The organism is Bartonella sp. HY761, from assembly GCF_026743145.1.
Lineage (GTDB): Bacteria > Pseudomonadota > Alphaproteobacteria > Rhizobiales > Rhizobiaceae > HY038.
The window spans coordinates 3,164,066-3,181,505 of record NZ_CP104887.1 but is presented as its reverse complement, the minus strand read 5'-3'; the positions used below and the strand labels follow the sequence as shown (position 1 = coordinate 3,181,505).

At 40.5% G+C, this 17,440-nt stretch carries 18 protein-coding genes; 7 read left to right on the top strand and 11 right to left on the bottom strand.

The annotated features are described in order from the left end of the window. Positions 1-30: 30 nt before the first annotated feature. Positions 31-1,284 carry a D-amino acid dehydrogenase gene (locus N6A79_RS13670; RefSeq protein WP_268546368.1) on the bottom strand — a complete coding sequence of 418 codons (1,254 nt, stop codon included), beginning with the start codon at positions 1,282-1,284 and terminating at the stop codon, positions 31-33. Positions 1,285-1,406: 122 nt separating this feature from the next. Then, complete coding sequence (gene alr, locus N6A79_RS13665; RefSeq protein WP_182419780.1) at positions 1,407-2,516, bottom strand: alanine racemase; 1,110 nt, start codon at positions 2,514-2,516, stop codon at positions 1,407-1,409. 202 nt (positions 2,517-2,718) lie between these two features. Here alr and N6A79_RS13660 point away from each other — a divergent pair, with 202 nt between their 5' ends. The 3 genes from N6A79_RS13660 to thpR all read left to right on the top strand — a co-directional run bounded on the left by N6A79_RS13660 (position 2,719) and on the right by thpR (position 4,847). Then, positions 2,719-3,183, top strand: a complete 465-nt coding sequence (locus tag N6A79_RS13660) for an Lrp/AsnC family transcriptional regulator (protein ID WP_182418164.1) — start codon at positions 2,719-2,721, stop codon at positions 3,181-3,183. A gap of 98 nt (positions 3,184-3,281) precedes the next feature. Beyond that, entirely contained in the window at positions 3,282-3,896 is a 615-nt protein-coding gene (locus N6A79_RS13655; RefSeq protein WP_182418163.1) for a hypothetical protein, read from the top strand. Positions 3,897-4,277: 381 nt separating this feature from the next. Further along, the gene (gene thpR, locus N6A79_RS13650; protein WP_268546367.1) at positions 4,278-4,847 is read left to right on the top strand and encodes an RNA 2',3'-cyclic phosphodiesterase; all 570 of its coding nucleotides are present in this window, start codon (positions 4,278-4,280) and stop codon (positions 4,845-4,847) included. A 192-nt stretch (positions 4,848-5,039) separates the two neighbouring features. Here thpR and N6A79_RS13645 read toward each other — a convergent pair whose 3' ends face one another. The 3 genes from N6A79_RS13645 to bluB all read right to left on the bottom strand — a co-directional run bounded on the left by N6A79_RS13645 (position 5,040) and on the right by bluB (position 8,536). Then, entirely contained in the window at positions 5,040-6,677 is a 1,638-nt protein-coding gene (locus N6A79_RS13645; protein WP_268546366.1) for an AAA family ATPase, read from the bottom strand. Positions 6,678-6,788: 111 nt separating this feature from the next. After that, entirely contained in the window at positions 6,789-7,817 is a 1,029-nt protein-coding gene (locus tag N6A79_RS13640; protein WP_268546365.1) for a serine hydrolase domain-containing protein, read from the bottom strand. An 80-nt stretch (positions 7,818-7,897) separates the two neighbouring features. Continuing rightward, positions 7,898-8,536: a 5,6-dimethylbenzimidazole synthase gene (gene bluB / locus N6A79_RS13635; protein WP_268546363.1), complete on the bottom strand. Its 639-nt coding sequence runs from the start codon at positions 8,534-8,536 to the stop codon at positions 7,898-7,900. A gap of 193 nt (positions 8,537-8,729) precedes the next feature. Here bluB and N6A79_RS13630 point away from each other — a divergent pair, with 193 nt between their 5' ends. Further along, a complete protein-coding gene (locus tag N6A79_RS13630; protein ID WP_182418158.1) occupies positions 8,730-9,476 on the top strand; it encodes an SDR family NAD(P)-dependent oxidoreductase in 747 nt (248 codons plus the stop codon). Between the two features lie 144 nt (positions 9,477-9,620). Here the strand turns inward: N6A79_RS13630 and N6A79_RS13625 are convergent, their stop codons facing one another. After that, the gene (locus tag N6A79_RS13625) at positions 9,621-10,346 is read right to left on the bottom strand and encodes a RibD family protein (protein WP_268546362.1); all 726 of its coding nucleotides are present in this window, start codon (positions 10,344-10,346) and stop codon (positions 9,621-9,623) included. Positions 10,347-10,652: 306 nt separating this feature from the next. Here N6A79_RS13625 and N6A79_RS13620 point away from each other — a divergent pair, with 306 nt between their 5' ends. Beyond that, positions 10,653-11,045, top strand: a complete 393-nt coding sequence (locus N6A79_RS13620; protein ID WP_182418156.1) for a PRC-barrel domain-containing protein — start codon at positions 10,653-10,655, stop codon at positions 11,043-11,045. Positions 11,046-11,130: 85 nt separating this feature from the next. Continuing rightward, positions 11,131-11,328 carry a CsbD family protein gene (locus N6A79_RS13615; protein ID WP_182418155.1) on the top strand — a complete coding sequence of 66 codons (198 nt, stop codon included), beginning with the start codon at positions 11,131-11,133 and terminating at the stop codon, positions 11,326-11,328. 132 nt (positions 11,329-11,460) lie between these two features. Here N6A79_RS13615 and N6A79_RS13610 read toward each other — a convergent pair whose 3' ends face one another. Together N6A79_RS13610 and N6A79_RS13605 are read right to left on the bottom strand one after the other, a co-directional pair. After that, positions 11,461-11,817 carry a YbaN family protein gene (locus N6A79_RS13610; RefSeq protein WP_268546361.1) on the bottom strand — a complete coding sequence of 119 codons (357 nt, stop codon included), beginning with the start codon at positions 11,815-11,817 and terminating at the stop codon, positions 11,461-11,463. Between the two features lie 342 nt (positions 11,818-12,159). Further along, entirely contained in the window at positions 12,160-12,285 is a 126-nt protein-coding gene (locus N6A79_RS13605) for a hypothetical protein (protein WP_262079128.1), read from the bottom strand. A gap of 353 nt (positions 12,286-12,638) precedes the next feature. Between N6A79_RS13605 and N6A79_RS13600 the strand changes: the two genes are divergently transcribed. Further along, a complete protein-coding gene (locus tag N6A79_RS13600; RefSeq protein WP_268546360.1) occupies positions 12,639-13,061 on the top strand; it encodes a hypothetical protein in 423 nt (140 codons plus the stop codon). 195 nt (positions 13,062-13,256) lie between these two features. Here N6A79_RS13600 and rpsA read toward each other — a convergent pair whose 3' ends face one another. The 3 genes from rpsA to aroA form a co-directional block, all read right to left on the bottom strand. Continuing rightward, positions 13,257-14,957, bottom strand: coding sequence for a 30S ribosomal protein S1 (gene rpsA, locus N6A79_RS13595; protein WP_182418152.1), 1,701 nt, complete (start codon positions 14,955-14,957; stop codon positions 13,257-13,259). Positions 14,958-15,137: 180 nt separating this feature from the next. Next, on the bottom strand, positions 15,138-15,791 hold the full coding sequence (gene cmk, locus N6A79_RS13590) for a (d)CMP kinase (protein WP_268546359.1): 654 nt from the start codon (positions 15,789-15,791) through the stop codon (positions 15,138-15,140). Continuing rightward, a complete protein-coding gene (aroA, locus tag N6A79_RS13585; RefSeq protein WP_268546358.1) occupies positions 15,782-17,125 on the bottom strand; it encodes a 3-phosphoshikimate 1-carboxyvinyltransferase in 1,344 nt (447 codons plus the stop codon). Before aroA ends, cmk begins: the two co-directional genes overlap by 10 nt. Positions 17,126-17,440 lie beyond the last annotated feature (315 nt).

The following is a 17,440-nucleotide window of genomic DNA, read 5'->3' as shown; positions in this document are numbered from 1 at the left end:
CGTCAAAGCCAATTAATCTAAGTTTACATTTTAAGCATAGCGAGAAATATCAAGCCCACTTGGGTCAATGTCGGGGCGATTACCGCTAATAATATCCGCTAAGAATTTACCGCTGCCTGTTGACATTGTCCAACCCAGTGTGCCATGGCCCGAATTAACATAAAGCCCTTTAAATGGCGTTGCACCAAGGATCGGCACACTATCGGGTGTAACCGGACGACGGCCTGACCATAATTCGCTTTGCGATGAATCGCCAGCACCTGGAAACATTAAATGCAGGGCTTCTTGCAATGTATTACGCCGCGCCTCTTTATAGGTGAGATTATAGCCAGAAACCTCTGCCATACCGCCAACGCGAATGCGATCCCCAAGCCGAGTAACGGCCACCTTGTAAATATCGTCAATAACCGTTGATACTGGTGCCTTTGCTTCGTCAATAATTGGCACGGTAATCGAATAGCCCTTTACTGGATAAATTGGCGCATAAAGACCAAGCGGCTTTAACAAAAACGGCGTAAAGGAGCCAAGGGCCACCAAAACCGCATCGGCCGTAAAACGCCCCTTCGATGTTTGGGCGCCAATCACCTTATCACCATCACGCATTAGGGAATGAATATCGGTATTAAATAAAAACTCGACGCCTTTTTCTTGGCAAAGTTTCGCTAATTTTTCAGTGAAAATTTTGCAATCGCCGGTTTCGTCATCGGGCGTACGTAAGCCACCAACAATTTTATCGCCAAGATCTGCTAAACCTGGTTCAATGGCGATACAACCTTTAGCATCTAACATTTCAAAATTGACGCCATCAGCGCGCAAAACATCAATATCCTTTTGCACTGCCTCTAATTGATGAGGATCACGAAAAAGTTGTATCGTCCCACGCATACGTTCATCATAATGGATATTGGTTTCTTCGCGCAATTCTTTAAGGCATTGCGCGCTATAATCAGAAACTCGGATCATTAAAGCCTTATTTTTTTTATACTTGTCTTCGCTACAATTACCAAGCATAGCAAACAACCAGCGAACCATATCAAGATTAGGACGCGGATGAATAATCAATGGCGAGTTTTTACGAAACATCCATTTCATTGCTTTAAGCGGCAAACCGGGGGCTGCCCATGGCGTTGTATAGCCAAAAGACACTTGACCTGCATTGGCAAAACTTGTTTCTTCTGCCGGGGCGCTTTCACGGTCAATAATGGTGACCTCATGGCCAAGCTTGCTAAGATACCAAGCTGAGCTAACACCAATAACGCCACTTCCCAAAATAAGAACTTTCATAATCATTTCCCCTTTTATATATTGCTGCATTTATAACTATGACAGTCAAAATAAGTTTTATGATTTATAGAACGAAACCCAAGGCGCTTTGCGCAATTGGCTGGCGTTATTTTTAATGCCTCCTAATTTGAAATATAACGCCGCTCATAACGCCGTCCAAGTGACGTCAATATTTCATATGGAATGGTTCCAGCATCCTTTGCCACTTCGTCTATAGTTTGATGTTTACCAATAAGTTCGACATAATCGCCACGTTTTAACTTACCCTCTGGCAAATCAGTTATATCAATGGTCATTGAATCCATTGAAACACGGCCAATGATTGGCAAACGAATACCGCTAAAATAAGCAGCACTCTTGTCGCCAAGACAACGATGCCAACCATCAGCATAACCAACAGCAATTGTTGCTAAGCGGCTTGGACGTTTGGTGACATAAGTGCCGCCGTAGCCAACCCGCACACCTTCTCCTACCAAGCGTTGTTGAATAACGCAGGCCTCAAGACTAACCACAGGGCGCAAAAATTTACCGGTTTCGCCCATTGGGTCAATGCCATATAATGCGAGGCCAGGTCGCACCAGTTGAAAGCGAAAATCTGGCCCTAAAAAAACACCGCCAGAATTAGCCAAAGCAACAGGAGTTTTCGGCAAACGCTCTAGCATTGCCTTCATACGGTTTAATTGATCAAAATTAGCAAGGTTTTCAGGTTCATCAGCGCAAGCCAAATGGCTTATTATGAATTTTATATCAGCATATTCAAATATTTCAGGATTATCCGCCAAAATTTCAAATTCTAGCTCATCAAGCCCAAGCCTACTCATGCCAGTATCAAGCTGTAATAATGCAGGTAGTTTTTTATCCAACTTCTTACAAAGTGCTTGCCATTCTAAAATAGAATCAAGCGAATTTAAAACTGGAAGAATTCCGCGTTCCGCAGCTATAGGGGCAAAACCTGGTTGAATGTCATTAAGGACGGCAATCTGGGCATCGCTTGGCAAAATCGTTTGCAATTCAATAGCTTCATTGGCTTGCGCTACAAAAAACATACGCGCCCCAGCTCGGTAAAGTGGTGGGGCAATAATATCAACACCAATACCATAGGCATTGGCTTTCACAACCGCCGAAACTTTGGCCGGATAAGCTTGCCGGACCAAAATTCGGTAGTTATGAACCAGCGCATTGAGATCAATGGTTAAAACTCCCCCCGCAGAGAGTTCCATCAACTCATCCATATCTGCCGCTGATTGATCGAATTCTAATTCTGTGCCCATAACTATCCTGCCTGACCCGTGACAGACTATTATTTTCATGAGCACCACGCCCTAAAACTAATAATAGCCCAATTTTATTCGAATGTTGTGTTTAAATATAAAATATTATACGAATTATGCATCAATATTATTAGAAACTGCGAAAAACAAAAAGATAATTGCTATGTTTCATCTCGATGCCATTGATCGTAATATAATTAGAGCATTAAGGCGAGATGGGCGCATGACCAATGCCCGTATTGCCCAAGAGGTTGGCTTGTCGGCGTCAGCCTGTTTGCGGCGTGTGCAAATATTAGAAGAAACGGGAGTTATACGCGGCTATACCGCCATTATTGGTGAAGTTGGCAATGACGAAGGCCTTAATATTATTGTTCAAATTACTTTAGAGCGCCAAAGTGAAGAATTTTTACAAAAGTTTGAAAATGCAGTGCGCCGCCATCCAGAAATAAAGGAATGCTACCTTATGGCAGGTAGCGCCGATTATTGGTTACGGGCAGAGGCGGAAAATGCCGCCGCCTATGAAATCATCCATAAGCAAATATTGTCACGCTTGCCGGGGGTTATGCACATTCAATCTAGTTTTTCGATAAGATCGGTTTTGACACAAAGACAATCATCCCAATATTGAGTAAAAACTATAGGCTGCGTCAATAGAGGTGATAGTAATTTGCGCGCATTTGGGGTACTGACTGATAGATCTTTAAAGCCTTTGCGGAACGACATCTCATGAGCGATACATTTAAACCATCTAATAAACTGTCAGACCTTAAGGTCCCCAACGACAAGCGTAAGCTACAGGATATGATCAAAAAGGCCAACCAGACCGTTACCATCAATGAAGGTGGTGTTATGATTCCTGCGGCATTTTTGATGTTTGGCATCGCTATTATATCGCTCGCCATACAAGAATTTTTAATCGGCAAGGTTTTAAGCGTCATTTTTTTGGTAGGCTTTGCTATTGTGCTATTTACCTTGTTTACCCGCGCATTATTACGCCGCCGGACGCCTTTTTTCGTTCTGACCCCACAAGGGCTTGAAACAAGTGTTTTTCAAACACCCTTGCCGTGGCGTGGTATAACAGATTTTCAAATTAATGCGACAAAATCCAATGCCTTTAATATTACTGTGGTTATGGAGTTTGACATTGATGAGAAATATTTGCCTGCTTTAAATGAAAAATGCCGCCCTGCGTCCTATTATGATGAAAAGCGTAAAATGCTTAAAGTTTCAGGTCTTAATTTTCGCCTTGATATGGGGCGCGATAAACTAAATGATTTAATCAATGATTATCGTTTAGCAGCCCTTGCAGAGCAAAAATTAACAATGCGCAAATTTAATTAGCTTTTTATCAAAGCAATATTGCGGTTATCACGTCAATATTGAACAAAAAAATGACATGTTTTGCCGCTATTTTTATGCTATCTTTCTTTATGCGCCCACCAAATGATGAGTGACGGCGATTTAGATACATATACGTAACATCAAACTGTTAGACAGCATATTCATTGTAAAATATGATAAGGCTGCACCTTTAATCTATATGATACCTTCTATATTGACTATCTTATCCACAGCCATACTTTATTTTGTCATATTGATGCGCAATTTTAAGCCATCCGATTTGAAAACCCGATTGCCGATCCAAATGTTGACCAAAGATGTCATACCAAATATCGAAAAACTCGGTCTTCAACTCTTTGGATTTGTGATAAGGAGATGACAATGCCACGTCTTTTTACAGCACTTGAAGTTCCCCATAATATTGCTTCTTCTTTATCGCTTGTGCGTGGTGGTTTGCCCGGTGCGCGCTGGCTTGAAAATGGCGACCTTCATATCACTTTAAATTTCTTTGGCGATGTTGAAGCGCATATAGCCGATGAAATTGTTCACGCCCTTGATCGGGTAGAATTGCCACGTTTTAACCTTCGCTTACGCGGACTTGACGTATTTACCCGCAAGAAACCAAGTACACTTTATGCGGGGATTGAAGCGAACTCCGCTTTGATGACCTTGCACGAAACTATAGGACGAAAATTGCGTCATCTGCCATTAGAGCGCAATAAGCGCAGTTTTACTCCCCATATTACCCTTGCCCATGTGCGGCAAAGCAAAATTGATGATCTTATTAAATATTTAACCGAGCGCGGTGGCTTTTTAACCGACACATTTGAAGCAAAGCGCTTTGTGTTAATGTCATCACGAGAACTGGTGGGTGGTGGCCCATATATTATTGAAGAAAGCTGGCCATTACACCAAAGTGTTCCAGCGACAAAAACGGCTACTGCGTTTTAAACGCTAAAATTTGATGCCGATTTTTAACCAAATAGCGCCAATCTTTATTGATTGGTGCTTTTCTATTTTACTATTGGCTAATAACAATACGGGTAATAAGCGCCTGTAATGGCGATAATGTTCACTAACACTACAGCGCTCAACAATTTTAATGCCTTGCCTATTAGCTTAAAATTGGGCAATTAAAAAATTCTATTTTTGAGTAATAATAGGCAAGTTTTCTTTAATTGCTTTTGCAATTGGTGAATTGGGTTTCTCCATCAGATTTCGTTTAATCCACGCAACTAAACTTATTGGATTAGTATTTCTTAAGATTTGCGAAGCTACAGCAAGCATGCCTTTATTATCATATATTTTTAAAATCAAAGGCAAATCTTCTTCTTGAATTGCTCTTTTTAGCCCTTCTTCAAAGCTAACCACTATTTCATCAATGTTTAGATCATTGATTTGCTCTTTGATGCTATCTGCAATTGATTGATCTTTTGTTGTTTTATCAAGAGTGATCGATGCTAACCTACTATGTAAAAACCGTTTTAAAATTCTTAAAGTTACCGCCTCAATATTTTTTTCAGAGCTAAGGTGTTTTAATAAACCCATTTTAATTTCGGCTAATTTTTCTTCAAGTTGAGGCGAAACGTAATTTTCAGATTCTAATATTGCTTTGCTCACAGTTGGCAACAAGATGATATTTTCAATTTCATTTACGGGAAGAACGTGGATATTATGTTGCAGTAAGCTTTTTATATCATCTTCTGAGCGGTGATCATTATCTACTATCCCCGCGCAGGTAATACGGGTAAAACTGCTATTATTCTGCAAGGTTTTAACCGCATTAATAACTTCAGTGCAAGACGAGCGTGGAATAACTGTCCAATTTGGATAACAGCAGCGATAAAATGCAACATCAAGGCTATCATCCGTACCCTCAACAAAAAGAATAGGATGCCTGCTACCCAATATTAGTGTTGCTAATTCTTCACTAAATTCACTATTTTGAGGTACTTCCTCAATCATCCATGCTGGTTGTGGCTTTGCATGATAATTGCGAAGGACATATTTTTGCGCATTTTGCCGCTTGGCAAATGTTAAATCATGGGTAATGAATAAAAAGGCGCAATCTGGCCGCTGTGCTTCCAACTCATCCCATAATTTAGACATGATCGATGGATGAATATGCAATTCAGGTTCATCAATAATAATAAGCTGGCCACTATCAACTGCAAGAACCTGTCCAATCAAGTAAAATAGCGACCTTTCCCCATCGCTCATTTCTGAAGCGTTATAAGGTGCAGCATTAGCTTTTTTCACAAGAATATTATCAACTGAAATATCAAGTTTGAAATTAGGCAACAATCGCGACAAAATCTCGGCAATTATTTCTAGTTTAGTGATTTGATATTCAATTTCCTCTGATTTTTCTTGGTCAAAGAATAATTTATGGGTTTTCCAAGCAACACCGGTTAACTCAGCAAATAGATATTGTATTAAATTATCATAGTCATTTAATAAAGATGTCGCCGCGTTTCTCTTCCAACGCGTCATCTCTCGATGCGAGATAAACGACATCGCCCCATGAGTATTACCAAATTTTAAATAGCTTTTTGCTCTAACTTCGTCGATTTTTTCTACATTTGCATTTAAATTTAGCGCGCGATGAGCAGATATACGATGGGCCTTTTCCTTTAGCTTATCCTCTATAAAAACCGCTAATCTGGTTTTACCGCTGCCATTTGCACCAACAAAAATGATTGGCTTTCCTACCTCAATATTGAAACTCTTTTCACCAGTATTATTTTTGTCATCAAAAATAGGTATTGTAAAACTAAGCATAATATTTCCCTATTATTCCACCCAAATATAATTTTTGCAATGATAATAATATTAGCGATGATAGCAAAGCAGAATCTAAACTAATTTCAAATTATTGCTTATTGCTATTCATTAACCAGCATTAATAACAACACGGGTAATAAGCGCCTGTAAATGTAGCGCATAGGCATTATCAAGAACCGAGCGATTAGGATCAGAGGTTACAACCACCGTTAGCGCCTTATCAGGCACGACAAAAATCATTTGTCCGCCATAGCCCCATGCATAATAAATCGGTACACCACCAGCACCGGAAATAAACCAACAATAACCATAGCCATGACCAGTAAAAATCGAGTTGGTGCGCTTAACCCATGATTGCGTTATCCAATCTGCGCTTATTAATTGCGTTCCATCGCTAAGCCTTCCTTTATTGCGATAAATCTCACCAAAGGCAGCCATTGAGTGCGGTGTCATAGCCATTTCATTGCCGCCAATAGCAATGCCTTGTTGGTCCTTTTGCCAATTGGTGATTTTAAATTCACGGCAGGGGGAAAACCATTTTGCTGCAAGCACGTCAGTAGGTGTGCCGCTTGCCTTCATCAGTATCGCTGATAAAAGATGGGTGGAACCAGTTGAATAAAGCATGCCGTCACCCGGACGGCCAATAAAGGGTTGCGCAAGGATAAAAGCAACCTTATCACGAGCCTTGGCAAATTGCCCATATTTAGGGCCAGATAGCGGCGCAAGTCCAGATTGCATCGATAATAAATCACCGATAGTTATATTATAAAGCTGACGATTGGCATTCCTAGGAAACTTGTTTTCCAAAAAATCGGCAATTTTCTGGTCAGTGTTATGAATAATATTCTTATCAATTGCCATACCAATAAGAGCTGAAACAACCGACTTTGACGCTGATTTTATATTGGTTGGTTTATTGACACTCGCGCCATTAAAACTCGCCTCATAAATACTAGAACCTTGTTCATAAATCACTATAGTTCTGATAGATTGAAGTTTAGAATAGTCCTTGATTATTTGACTAAGCTTTTCTTTTTTATAGGTTAATGTATTTTGTGAAAAACTGTGAACACCGCTCAAAATCAATGATGAACTTGCAAGGCCAGTTATAAAGCCGCGCCGATGAAGTGGTTTCATCTACCCCCCTTAAATTATCGCTCATATTTATTGTTAAAGCATTGCATAAATAATGCATAGGGCTATTTTAAGGCTTATATTTAGCTTTTATCGCCCCATTGCTCATTAAAAATCAATTCTTGCAAGGGCAAGCGATCACGCCAACCTTTACATTGCAATTCTGGCTCTTCATAGAAAAATTCCACATAGCCGAGACAAAGATAAGCGATAATTTCGATATTTTCTGGAATTTTCAATAATTGCCGTAACTTCGCTTCATGATAAATTGATACCCAGCCAACACCAATATTTTCGGCGCGTGCTGCAAGCCAAAGGTTTTGCACGGCGCAAACGGTGCTAAATTGCGACATTTGCGGGTTATGATACCGGCCAATGCCGCTTGTCCCATCGCGCTTAGTATCGCAAGTAACGCAAATATTAAGCGGCGCTTTGACAATGCCTTCAAGTTTCAATTGCCGATAAAGGCTTTGCCGTTCACCGCTAAAAACTTCAGCTTCTTCTTCATTGGCTAATTTAAAAATATTTTGGACAGCTTGTCGGCGGGCAAGGTCGCGGATAAGCAAAAAGTTCCACGGTTGCTGAAAGCCCACTGATGGCGCAAGATGGGCTGCCGATAAAATCCGCATCAAGGTTGCATCATCGATCGGCTTTGGCAAAAATTCATCGCGTACATCGCGCCGCGCTGCCATTACACGATAAATGGCTTGTTTATCCATCATGTTATTTGTCCAAATCTTTTTCAGTTAGCGCATGAAATAAGCAAGTTTTCATATTGTCGCAGCCAATTATAATTCGATTGCAGCGCAACCATTTTCGCTATAACTTGTTTTAAAGAAGTTAGCATCAACTACCAACCAAAAAATATTGGTGCAATAGAATTATTATCGCTATTTAGCGTAAATTGAGGAATATATGGAAAATTCAGCACGAAAAACTCTTGTTTTAACTGGTGCAAGTCGCGGCATTGGTCATGCCACGGTCAAGCGTTTTTCCCATGCCGGTTGGCGGGTTATCACCTGCTCACGGCAAGATTTTGCCGATAATTGCCCTTGGCCAGCTGGGCCAGAAGATCATATCAAGGTAAACCTTGCCGATGCTGAAGATGTTGGGCGTGCTATTTCAGAAATCCGCCGCCGTTTAGAAGCAGAAGGCAGCGTGTTGCATGCTTTGGTTAATAATGCTGGCATTTCTCCCAAGGGGGAGGGTGGTAAACGCCTCAATTCTATTGAAACCAATATGCAAATTTGGCGTGCCGTCTTCCAAGTTAATTTTTATGCGCCAATTATGCTAGCACGCGGTCTTTTCAATGAATTAAAGGCCGCCAAGGGTGCAATTGTCAATGTAACTTCAATTGCTGGTAGCCGAGTGCACCCTTTTGCTGGTACCGCCTATGCAACTTCTAAAGCAGCCCTTGCTGGCCTTACCCGTGAAATGGCATCTGATTTTGGCCCCCATGGCATAAGGGTTAATGCCATTGCGCCGGGTGAAATTGATACATCTATCTTGTCACCGGGTACTGAAAAGCTGGTGGAACAATTGCCTATGCGCCGTCTGGGGCTTCCTGCGGAAGTTGCTGATACCATTTATTATTTATGCGGCAGTGAAGCTTCCTATGTAACGGGGTCAGAAATCCACGTTAATGGCGGCCAGCACGTATAATAATTTCATATCTTTAAAAATATTGAAAATCCCGAAGCTAACCATCTTCGGGATTTTTTATTTGTTTCATGTGAAACATTTAACCATGCTAAACACGCTTCTATTTACGCTAAAACTGGTAGTTTAAAAAAAATAGCGTAACTACTATGATTTTTCATCACGAATAACATCATAGCAAAGCCAAACGAAATCACGTTCAATTTGCTCAACATGGCTTAATTGCAGGTAAAAGCCTTGGTTAATTTTGGCAATATCATCGCCCATATACTCCATAATTGATGGAGCGCCCGATTTACCGTAGATAGCAGGATAAACCATAATGCTATAAGCATCAATTGCATCTGCACCAAAAAAGCCGCCATTAAGCACGGCGCCCCCTTCAAGAAGTAGGCTACGCACATTGAAATAGCGTTTAATTTTTTGCAAAGCAAGATTAACATCATTACCATCTTTTCCCGCAAAAATATAAGAAATATTGAGTTGCTGCAAAGCGGCAAGATAATTAATATCTGCGCCCTCAGCAATAATTGTTACAACTTGTGCGCCTTCAATTTTATTACTTGGATAATGCACTTTGCCGTGGCGATCGACAACAATCATCAATGGTGAACCATCACGCGGCACATAAAAATCTTCATTCGCTTTGGCGGTTATATCGGTAGGAACCGCCATTTTAATGCCATCACCCAACATTTCCTCGGTGGTAGCGCGTCCCATGATAAAGCCGTCGGCATGAAATTTATGCCCTACATCATGATAAATACGCAATAATTCTGGCACATCCATTGGCTCTTTAGTCTTAGAATAATAATCGGTTTGCAACCGACCATCAATGGAACTCACCATATGACAAATAATTTTAGGACGCATATAAATTCTCCCACCCAACAGGCACTTCATTAAGAAATGCATTAAAAAAAATCATAATTTCAAATTACCTTATTATAAGTTTTAATTATCGCATTTTACAGCCGCAATATAGCCTAAAAATGAACCAACGGTATTTTAAACAGCTTACCCAAATGGTCTACAACTCACTGAAATTATTAATAATTAAAACAGTAATATGACGCAAAATGCAATTTTCTTCAAATTTTTAATTTATATTGGAACCAAATAGCCTTTAAATTAGTTGTATCTAATGTAGTCAAGAATTTAATAAAATGGAGTACTATTATGCGTCTATTTACACTAGTTGCTGCAGGCACCACCCTATTGAGTTCCGTTGCTTTGGTGCATAGTGCACCTATTGTGCAGGAAGTTTTCGTCACAGCAAATCCTACCAGTATTATCACCAGTAATATTTTAGGCTTAGATATTACCAATCATAAGGATGAAAATATTGGTAAGATAGAAGACGTTATTATTAATGATGATGTTCTTACCGGTTATATCGTCTCGGTCGGTGGTTTCCTCGGCGTTGGCGAAAAATATGTTATCGTATCACCATTGTCGGTTAAAATTACCTATTCAGAAAGCGACAAAAAGTGGTGGGCAAAAATGGATACTACCAAAGAGCTTTTGGAAAAAGCACCAGAATTTAAATATGAAGGTCGTTGGGGCAAGTAAGATTTATTAACGTACAAATCACGCAAAGCGTTTTGTATTTTAGTAGCTTATTTCACAGTCAATTTTAATTTAAAGGAAACCCAAAATGGATTGGAACCGTATCGAAGGCAATTGGAAACAATTTAAAGGTAAGGCCAAAGAAAAGTGGGGCGACTTGACCGATGACGATCTTGATAAAATCAATGGCAAAAGAGATCAGCTTGAAGGCATAATACAAGAACGTTATGGCATTGCCAAAGATCAAGCTAAAAAAGACATTGATGATTGGTACAATAATCAATAGTTGTAATATTTTTGTATTTAATCGAGTATTTTGATAATTTGTATTTTTTAATTGCGAAGCAGCTATTCTAGTCTGCTTCGTTTTTATTTGCAGATATAATTGCTTGAAATACCAAAATCTAAAGTGGTAGTTTTAACGATTTGGCCGCGACAAAACAAAAGCCGCGCTTGCGATAAAAATAACTGCGACAATAATTAGCCAAAGTAGATCTGGTTTTACTAAAAAATAAAACATGCCAAAGCCAACCACCATGCTCACTGCGGCTATTATTTTAGCTTTTGGATTGATCGCACCACGCTCTTCCCAATCACGAAGCATGGGGCCAAACACAGGTTGGTTGTAAAGCCAGCGGCTAAAACGTGGTGATGAGCGTGAAAAGCACCAAGCTGCAACGATTAAAAATGGCACCGTTGGCATAACAGGAAGCCAAACGCCAATAAACCCCAATGCAACAAATATAAAACCAATGGTTAAATAAACATAGCGCATAGAAGCGCTCCTATATTGTTTCTTAAATAACGCTACTTAAAAGCATGTTTACGAAACATAACAGCTTTAAACCTTAATAAAACCACTAAAACAAATCCGCTTCATTAATGTTTTAAATTGGCAGCCACATAAAATTTAGAACATGACCAAAACACAATAGCAATGCATTTTATTTTGAGTATTAGGTAAACTTCGCTTAAAATTAATTTTTACATTAGAAATTGTGATTTTAAAGGTAGGATCCAAAAGACTATTATTATTTCGATAATGAACCTTAACTTTTTTAAAAATAATAAACATAGTCGAGGTAGTATCAATTTTATAAAAAACTCCCTATTGCGGTCAAGTTAGTCCTGAATGAAATTTTTCATACCAATATTTACGCCATGCAAGGTCATCGCGGTCAAGATGATAAACCAGATTTAGAAGCCTATCATTTAATGGAAATTCATATGGATAGGTTGCCATTGACAAAATTCTCACATATTTGTTTAATTCATCAAATATTACCTGACTTTCTTTAAAAAGATTTTCCCTTTATACTTAATATTAATTGCTCGCACTTCATTTTATATCGTGCTGTAATCATCCTAATAGACGATACATATCTCGATATCTAATTAACTCACCTTCAAAAAATCTCTATATTCCACTAAAACACCGCTATTTCTACCGTAAATGGATGAAATCTTACTAGTTTTGGACAAAAGACTTTAATATTGCTTAATATCAAAGTTTTAAATACAAAATTTCACCTGTTATATGTAGATCTATTTAAACAATATTCATATGGTAAGTTTTACCTATAATCGAGGGAAACAATGACTGAAATGACATCTGAACAAACGGTAATTGAAATAGGAAAAATTTTGTTTCGATGCGCAGGGGAATACGCGTCTGAAGAACTGGGAAATTTTAATAATTGGGATTATGCAGGCGCTATTTTTGAAGAAGGCGGTGGAGCAGCTTTTTTATATAAAAATAGAGTTCTTTATAGTTACGGCTTTAGAGATTACCAACTCGAAATCTCAAATCTTTGGCGACAATTTCGAGCCTTGACGCAAGTCGAAGGTGATAAGCCATGGCTTAAGTGTAAAGCTGTCATTAGGAATGATGGTAGTCTTCAAATGTTATTTGAATTTGATGATGAGGATAAATGGTCAATTGGACCAAGAAACATTGATCAAATGTATGAGATTATGCTGGGCGATATATTTCCAGAAGCACTCGAAATACAAGCATAGCTTAGAGTGCTGATCTGATTGGATCAGATCGGCGCTCTAATCCATTGTTTACACCGCGTTTTTTGTCCGAAAACCGCTTCACACTTTTCGGAAAACGCTTTGAACCGACCTGCCGTTACGACACAAACTTCAAATAAAACGTCACAAAAAAACCCGCTAAAAAGCGGGTTTTCTTATATTTATGTAAGGCAAGTATTAGTCTTGGTCTTGCTTCTTAAGAGCTGCGCCAAGAATATCGCCAAGAGAAGCACCAGAATCTGCTGAACCATATTGAGCAACAGCTTCTTTTTCTTCAGCAATTTCAAGAGCCTTGATAGATACTGAAATCTTACGGGTCTTCTTATCAAATGCTGTTACACGAGCATCGATTTTCTGACCAACGCTGAAGCGTTCTGGGCGTTGTTCTTCACGGTCACGAGCAAGGTCTGCACGACGAATGAAAGCATCAAGATCATGATCAACAAGCTTCACATCAAGACCAGTTTCTTGAACGCCAGTAACTTCACAAGTTACAACGGCATTCTTACGAAGATCGCCAGAAGCAGCAGCTTCGCCAACTTTATCTTCAGAAAGCTGTTTAATGCCAAGAGAAATACGTTCTTTCTCAACATCAACATCAAGAACAACAGCCTTTACAGTGTCACCCTTTGAGAATTCTTCGATAACTTGTTCGCCTGGACGGTTCCAATCAAGATCAGAAAGGTGAACCATGCCATCAACATCGCCTTCAAGGCCGATGAAAAGACCAAATTCAGTCTTGTTCTTAACTTCGCCTTCAACGATTGTACCAACAGGGAATTTGTCAGCAAATGCGTTCCATGGGTTTTCAAGAGTTTGCTTGAGGCCAAGTGAAATACGACGCTTAACAGGATCAACTTCCAACACAACCACTTCAACTTCCTGCGAAGTTGAAAGGATTTTACCTGGATGTACGTTTTTCTTGGTCCAGCTCATTTCTGAAACGTGGATAAGACCTTCAATACCTGGTTCGATTTCAACAAATGCACCATAATCAGTGATGTTGGTAACAGCGCCAGAGATCTTTTTGCCAACTGGATATTTTGCACCAATGCCATCCCAAGGATCGCTTTCAAGCTGCTTCATGCCGAGTGAAATACGATGAGTATCTTGGTTGATACGGATAATCTGTACCTTGACAGTTTGGCCAATGGTAAGGATTTCTGAAGGATGGTTAACACGGCGCCATGCCATGTCGGTCACATGCAACAAGCCATCAATGCCACCTAGATCAACGAATGCACCGTAATCGGTGATATTCTTGACCACACCATCAACAACCTGACCTTCTTCAAGGTTCTGAACGATTTCAGAGCGTTGTTCTGCACGGCTTTCTTCAAGAACGGTACGACGTGACACGACGATATTGCCGCGGCGACGGTCCATTTTCAAGATTTCAAATGGCTGTGGGTTGTGCATCAAAGGTGTAACATCGCGGATTGGGCGAATGTCAACTTGGCTGCGTGGCAAGAAGGCAACCGCACCATCAAGATCAACGGTGAAACCACCCTTAACTTGACTGAAGATTGTACCATCAACGCGCTGACCAGCATTGAATTTTTCTTCCAAACGGATCCAGCTTTCTTCACGGCGCGCTTTTTCGCGCGAAAGAACAGCTTCACCCATGGCGTTTTCAATACGCTCAACGTAAACTTCTACTTCATCGCCTGGCTTTAATGAGCCATCTTTAGCTTTTAAACCAAATTCCTTTAAAGGAATACGGCCTTCAACTTTAAGACCTGCATCAATGATAGCCATATCTTTTTCAATGGCGATGATGCGGCCCTTAACAACATTACCTTCTGCAAGGTCTTGTTTCTGGAAAGATTCAGCTAATAGGGCTTCAAAATCTTCGGTGCTTGGATTGGATAGTGACATAAAAACTCCTGAATGTGCTTTAGATATTTCAAAGCACAAGGCGCCGGGGGTTGGTGTTGAACAAATATGGCAAAAATCCTTTGATCCATAAAATGGATACCGGCGCAGGATCTACCATGGAAAAATTGTGTATGAGCGAGCCAGATAAAACATCTTAAAATCTTTCTTTAAAAGAAATAACTATAATGATGTATCAATCACTTGGCATGCTGTTACAAACGCTGTTTCTATACTCAATTTTGTTGTATCTAGCAAGTAGGCATCTTGCGCTTGTTTAAGCGGTCCCTCATCTCTATTGCTATCACGGGCATCACGTTCAATAAGATCCGCTTCAATTTGGTTCAAATCTGCGCTGCCACCACGCGCGACTATCTCGTCAAAACGCCGCTTTGCTCGCACTTCAACCAAAGCAGTTACAAAAAATTTGACCGTTGCATCAGGACAAACCACGGTGCCAATATCACGGCCATCAAGTACAGCACCCGCACCATTTTTTGCAAATTGACGCTGTGCATTAACCAAAGCACGGCGTAATTTTGGAAAAACCGCTATTTTTGATGCAGCTTCACCGATCAAGTGATTCGATAAAATAGCCCTATCCATTTTTGAAAAGTCAACGCTTTCAGCAGTCTTAATCACCGTTTCTTCATCATCAAGGGGTAAATTATCTTCCAGCATTTTATGGGCAACGGCGCGATAGGTAAGCCCCGTATCCAAATGCGGCAAGTGATAATGCTCGGCAATCATTCGCGCCAGCGTTCCCTTACCAGAAGCAGCCGGTCCATCAATGGCAATGATCAAAGCTTCTTTCTCTGTATTGTTATTTACTGACATTCTAAATCCGCTCCAAGATTGCCCATAAGTGTGATAAATTCAGGGAAACTTGTGGCAATCATTGTACTATCATCAACACTTACCGGCTTTTGGCTCGCACAACCCATTACAAGAAAGCTCATGGCAATACGGTGGTCAAGATGAGTTGCAACTTTGCCGCCGCCAAGACCTTTGCCTTCTGGTACGCCCTCAACAATTAGGTAATCTTCACCCTCTTCGCAAACAACATTATTGGCTTTTAGACCAGCTGCAACGGCCGCAAGGCGATCAGATTCCTTAACCCGCAATTCTTCCAAGCCGGGCATAATTGTGCGCCCTTGCGCAAAGGAAGCTGCAACGCTTAAAACTGGATATTCGTCAATCATCGATGGTGCGCGTTCAGCTGGAACCGTAACGCCGCGCAAATCAGACGAGCGCACACGCAAATCTGCAACATCTTCGCCACCGGTTTGCCGTTCATTCATTAATTCAATATTAGCGCCCATTTCCAACAATGTGGTGATAAGTCCAGTTCGCGTTGGATTCATCAAAACATTGCGAATAATAATATCAGAACCCGGAACAATTAATGCCGCGACAATGGGAAAAGCTGCCGAAGAGGGGTCGCCCGGTACTTTTATGGTTTGGCCGGTTAATTTGCCTTGCCCTGCTAAGCGAATAATCCGCTCGCCATTATTGCCAATTTCCACCTCAAGATCAGCACCAAAACCGAGCAGCATTTTTTCCGTATGGTCGCGGGTCATCACCGGCTCAATCACCGTTGTAATGCCCGGAGTATTAAGCCCAGCAAGAAGAACAGCTGATTTAACCTGCGCCGATGCCATGGGCACTGTATAGGTAATAGGATTAGCCGTTTTAGGGCCAATCAATGTTAAAGGCATTTTATCGCCTTCACTTGCTTCCACTTGCACCCCCATGAGGCGTAGCGGATCAAGCACACGTCCCATTGGCCGGCGACTTAAAGAAGCATCGCCAATAAAACTTGTTTTCATGTCATAAGTGCCAACCAAGCCCATGGTAAGACGGGCGCCAGTACCGGCATTGCCAAAATCTAATGCTTGTTGCGGCTCTAATAATGCGCCATTGCCAGTACCGTGAATAATCCATTCATCGCCTTCACGCCTGATTTCTGCCCCCATAGCGGCAAAGGCTTTACCAGTATTTAAAACATCTTCGCCTTCCAAAAGCCCAGTAATACGCGTTTCGCCGCTAGCAAGCGCGCCAAACATAAAAGAGCGATGCGAAATGGATTTATCGCCAGGAATATGCACTTCACCCTTCAGGGCACGACATTGATTGGAAACCATTGGCAGGGGTTTAAGATCTGAAGACATGATGTTTTAAGCTTTATATTGAAGTGAAAACAGAATAATGCGCAAGTTAGCTATTTTAACTGCTGAGTGCAATGCTTAAAAAGACGTTCATAAATTAAAATAGCGATAAGCATTTATGGGCGATCTGCCATTAAAAGCGTTAGTTTATCCAATAAGGATTGCCAACATTGTTGTGAATAATAAAAATATCATTTTTTATCTTTGACAAATTATCAAAATTGCGCTTAACCAACAGCCAACTCTTTGCCAAAAGGCAAAATCAATTGGGCTTATTTGAAAAAAACAAACAAGCTTTGGTAAAATTATTGCAGTCTG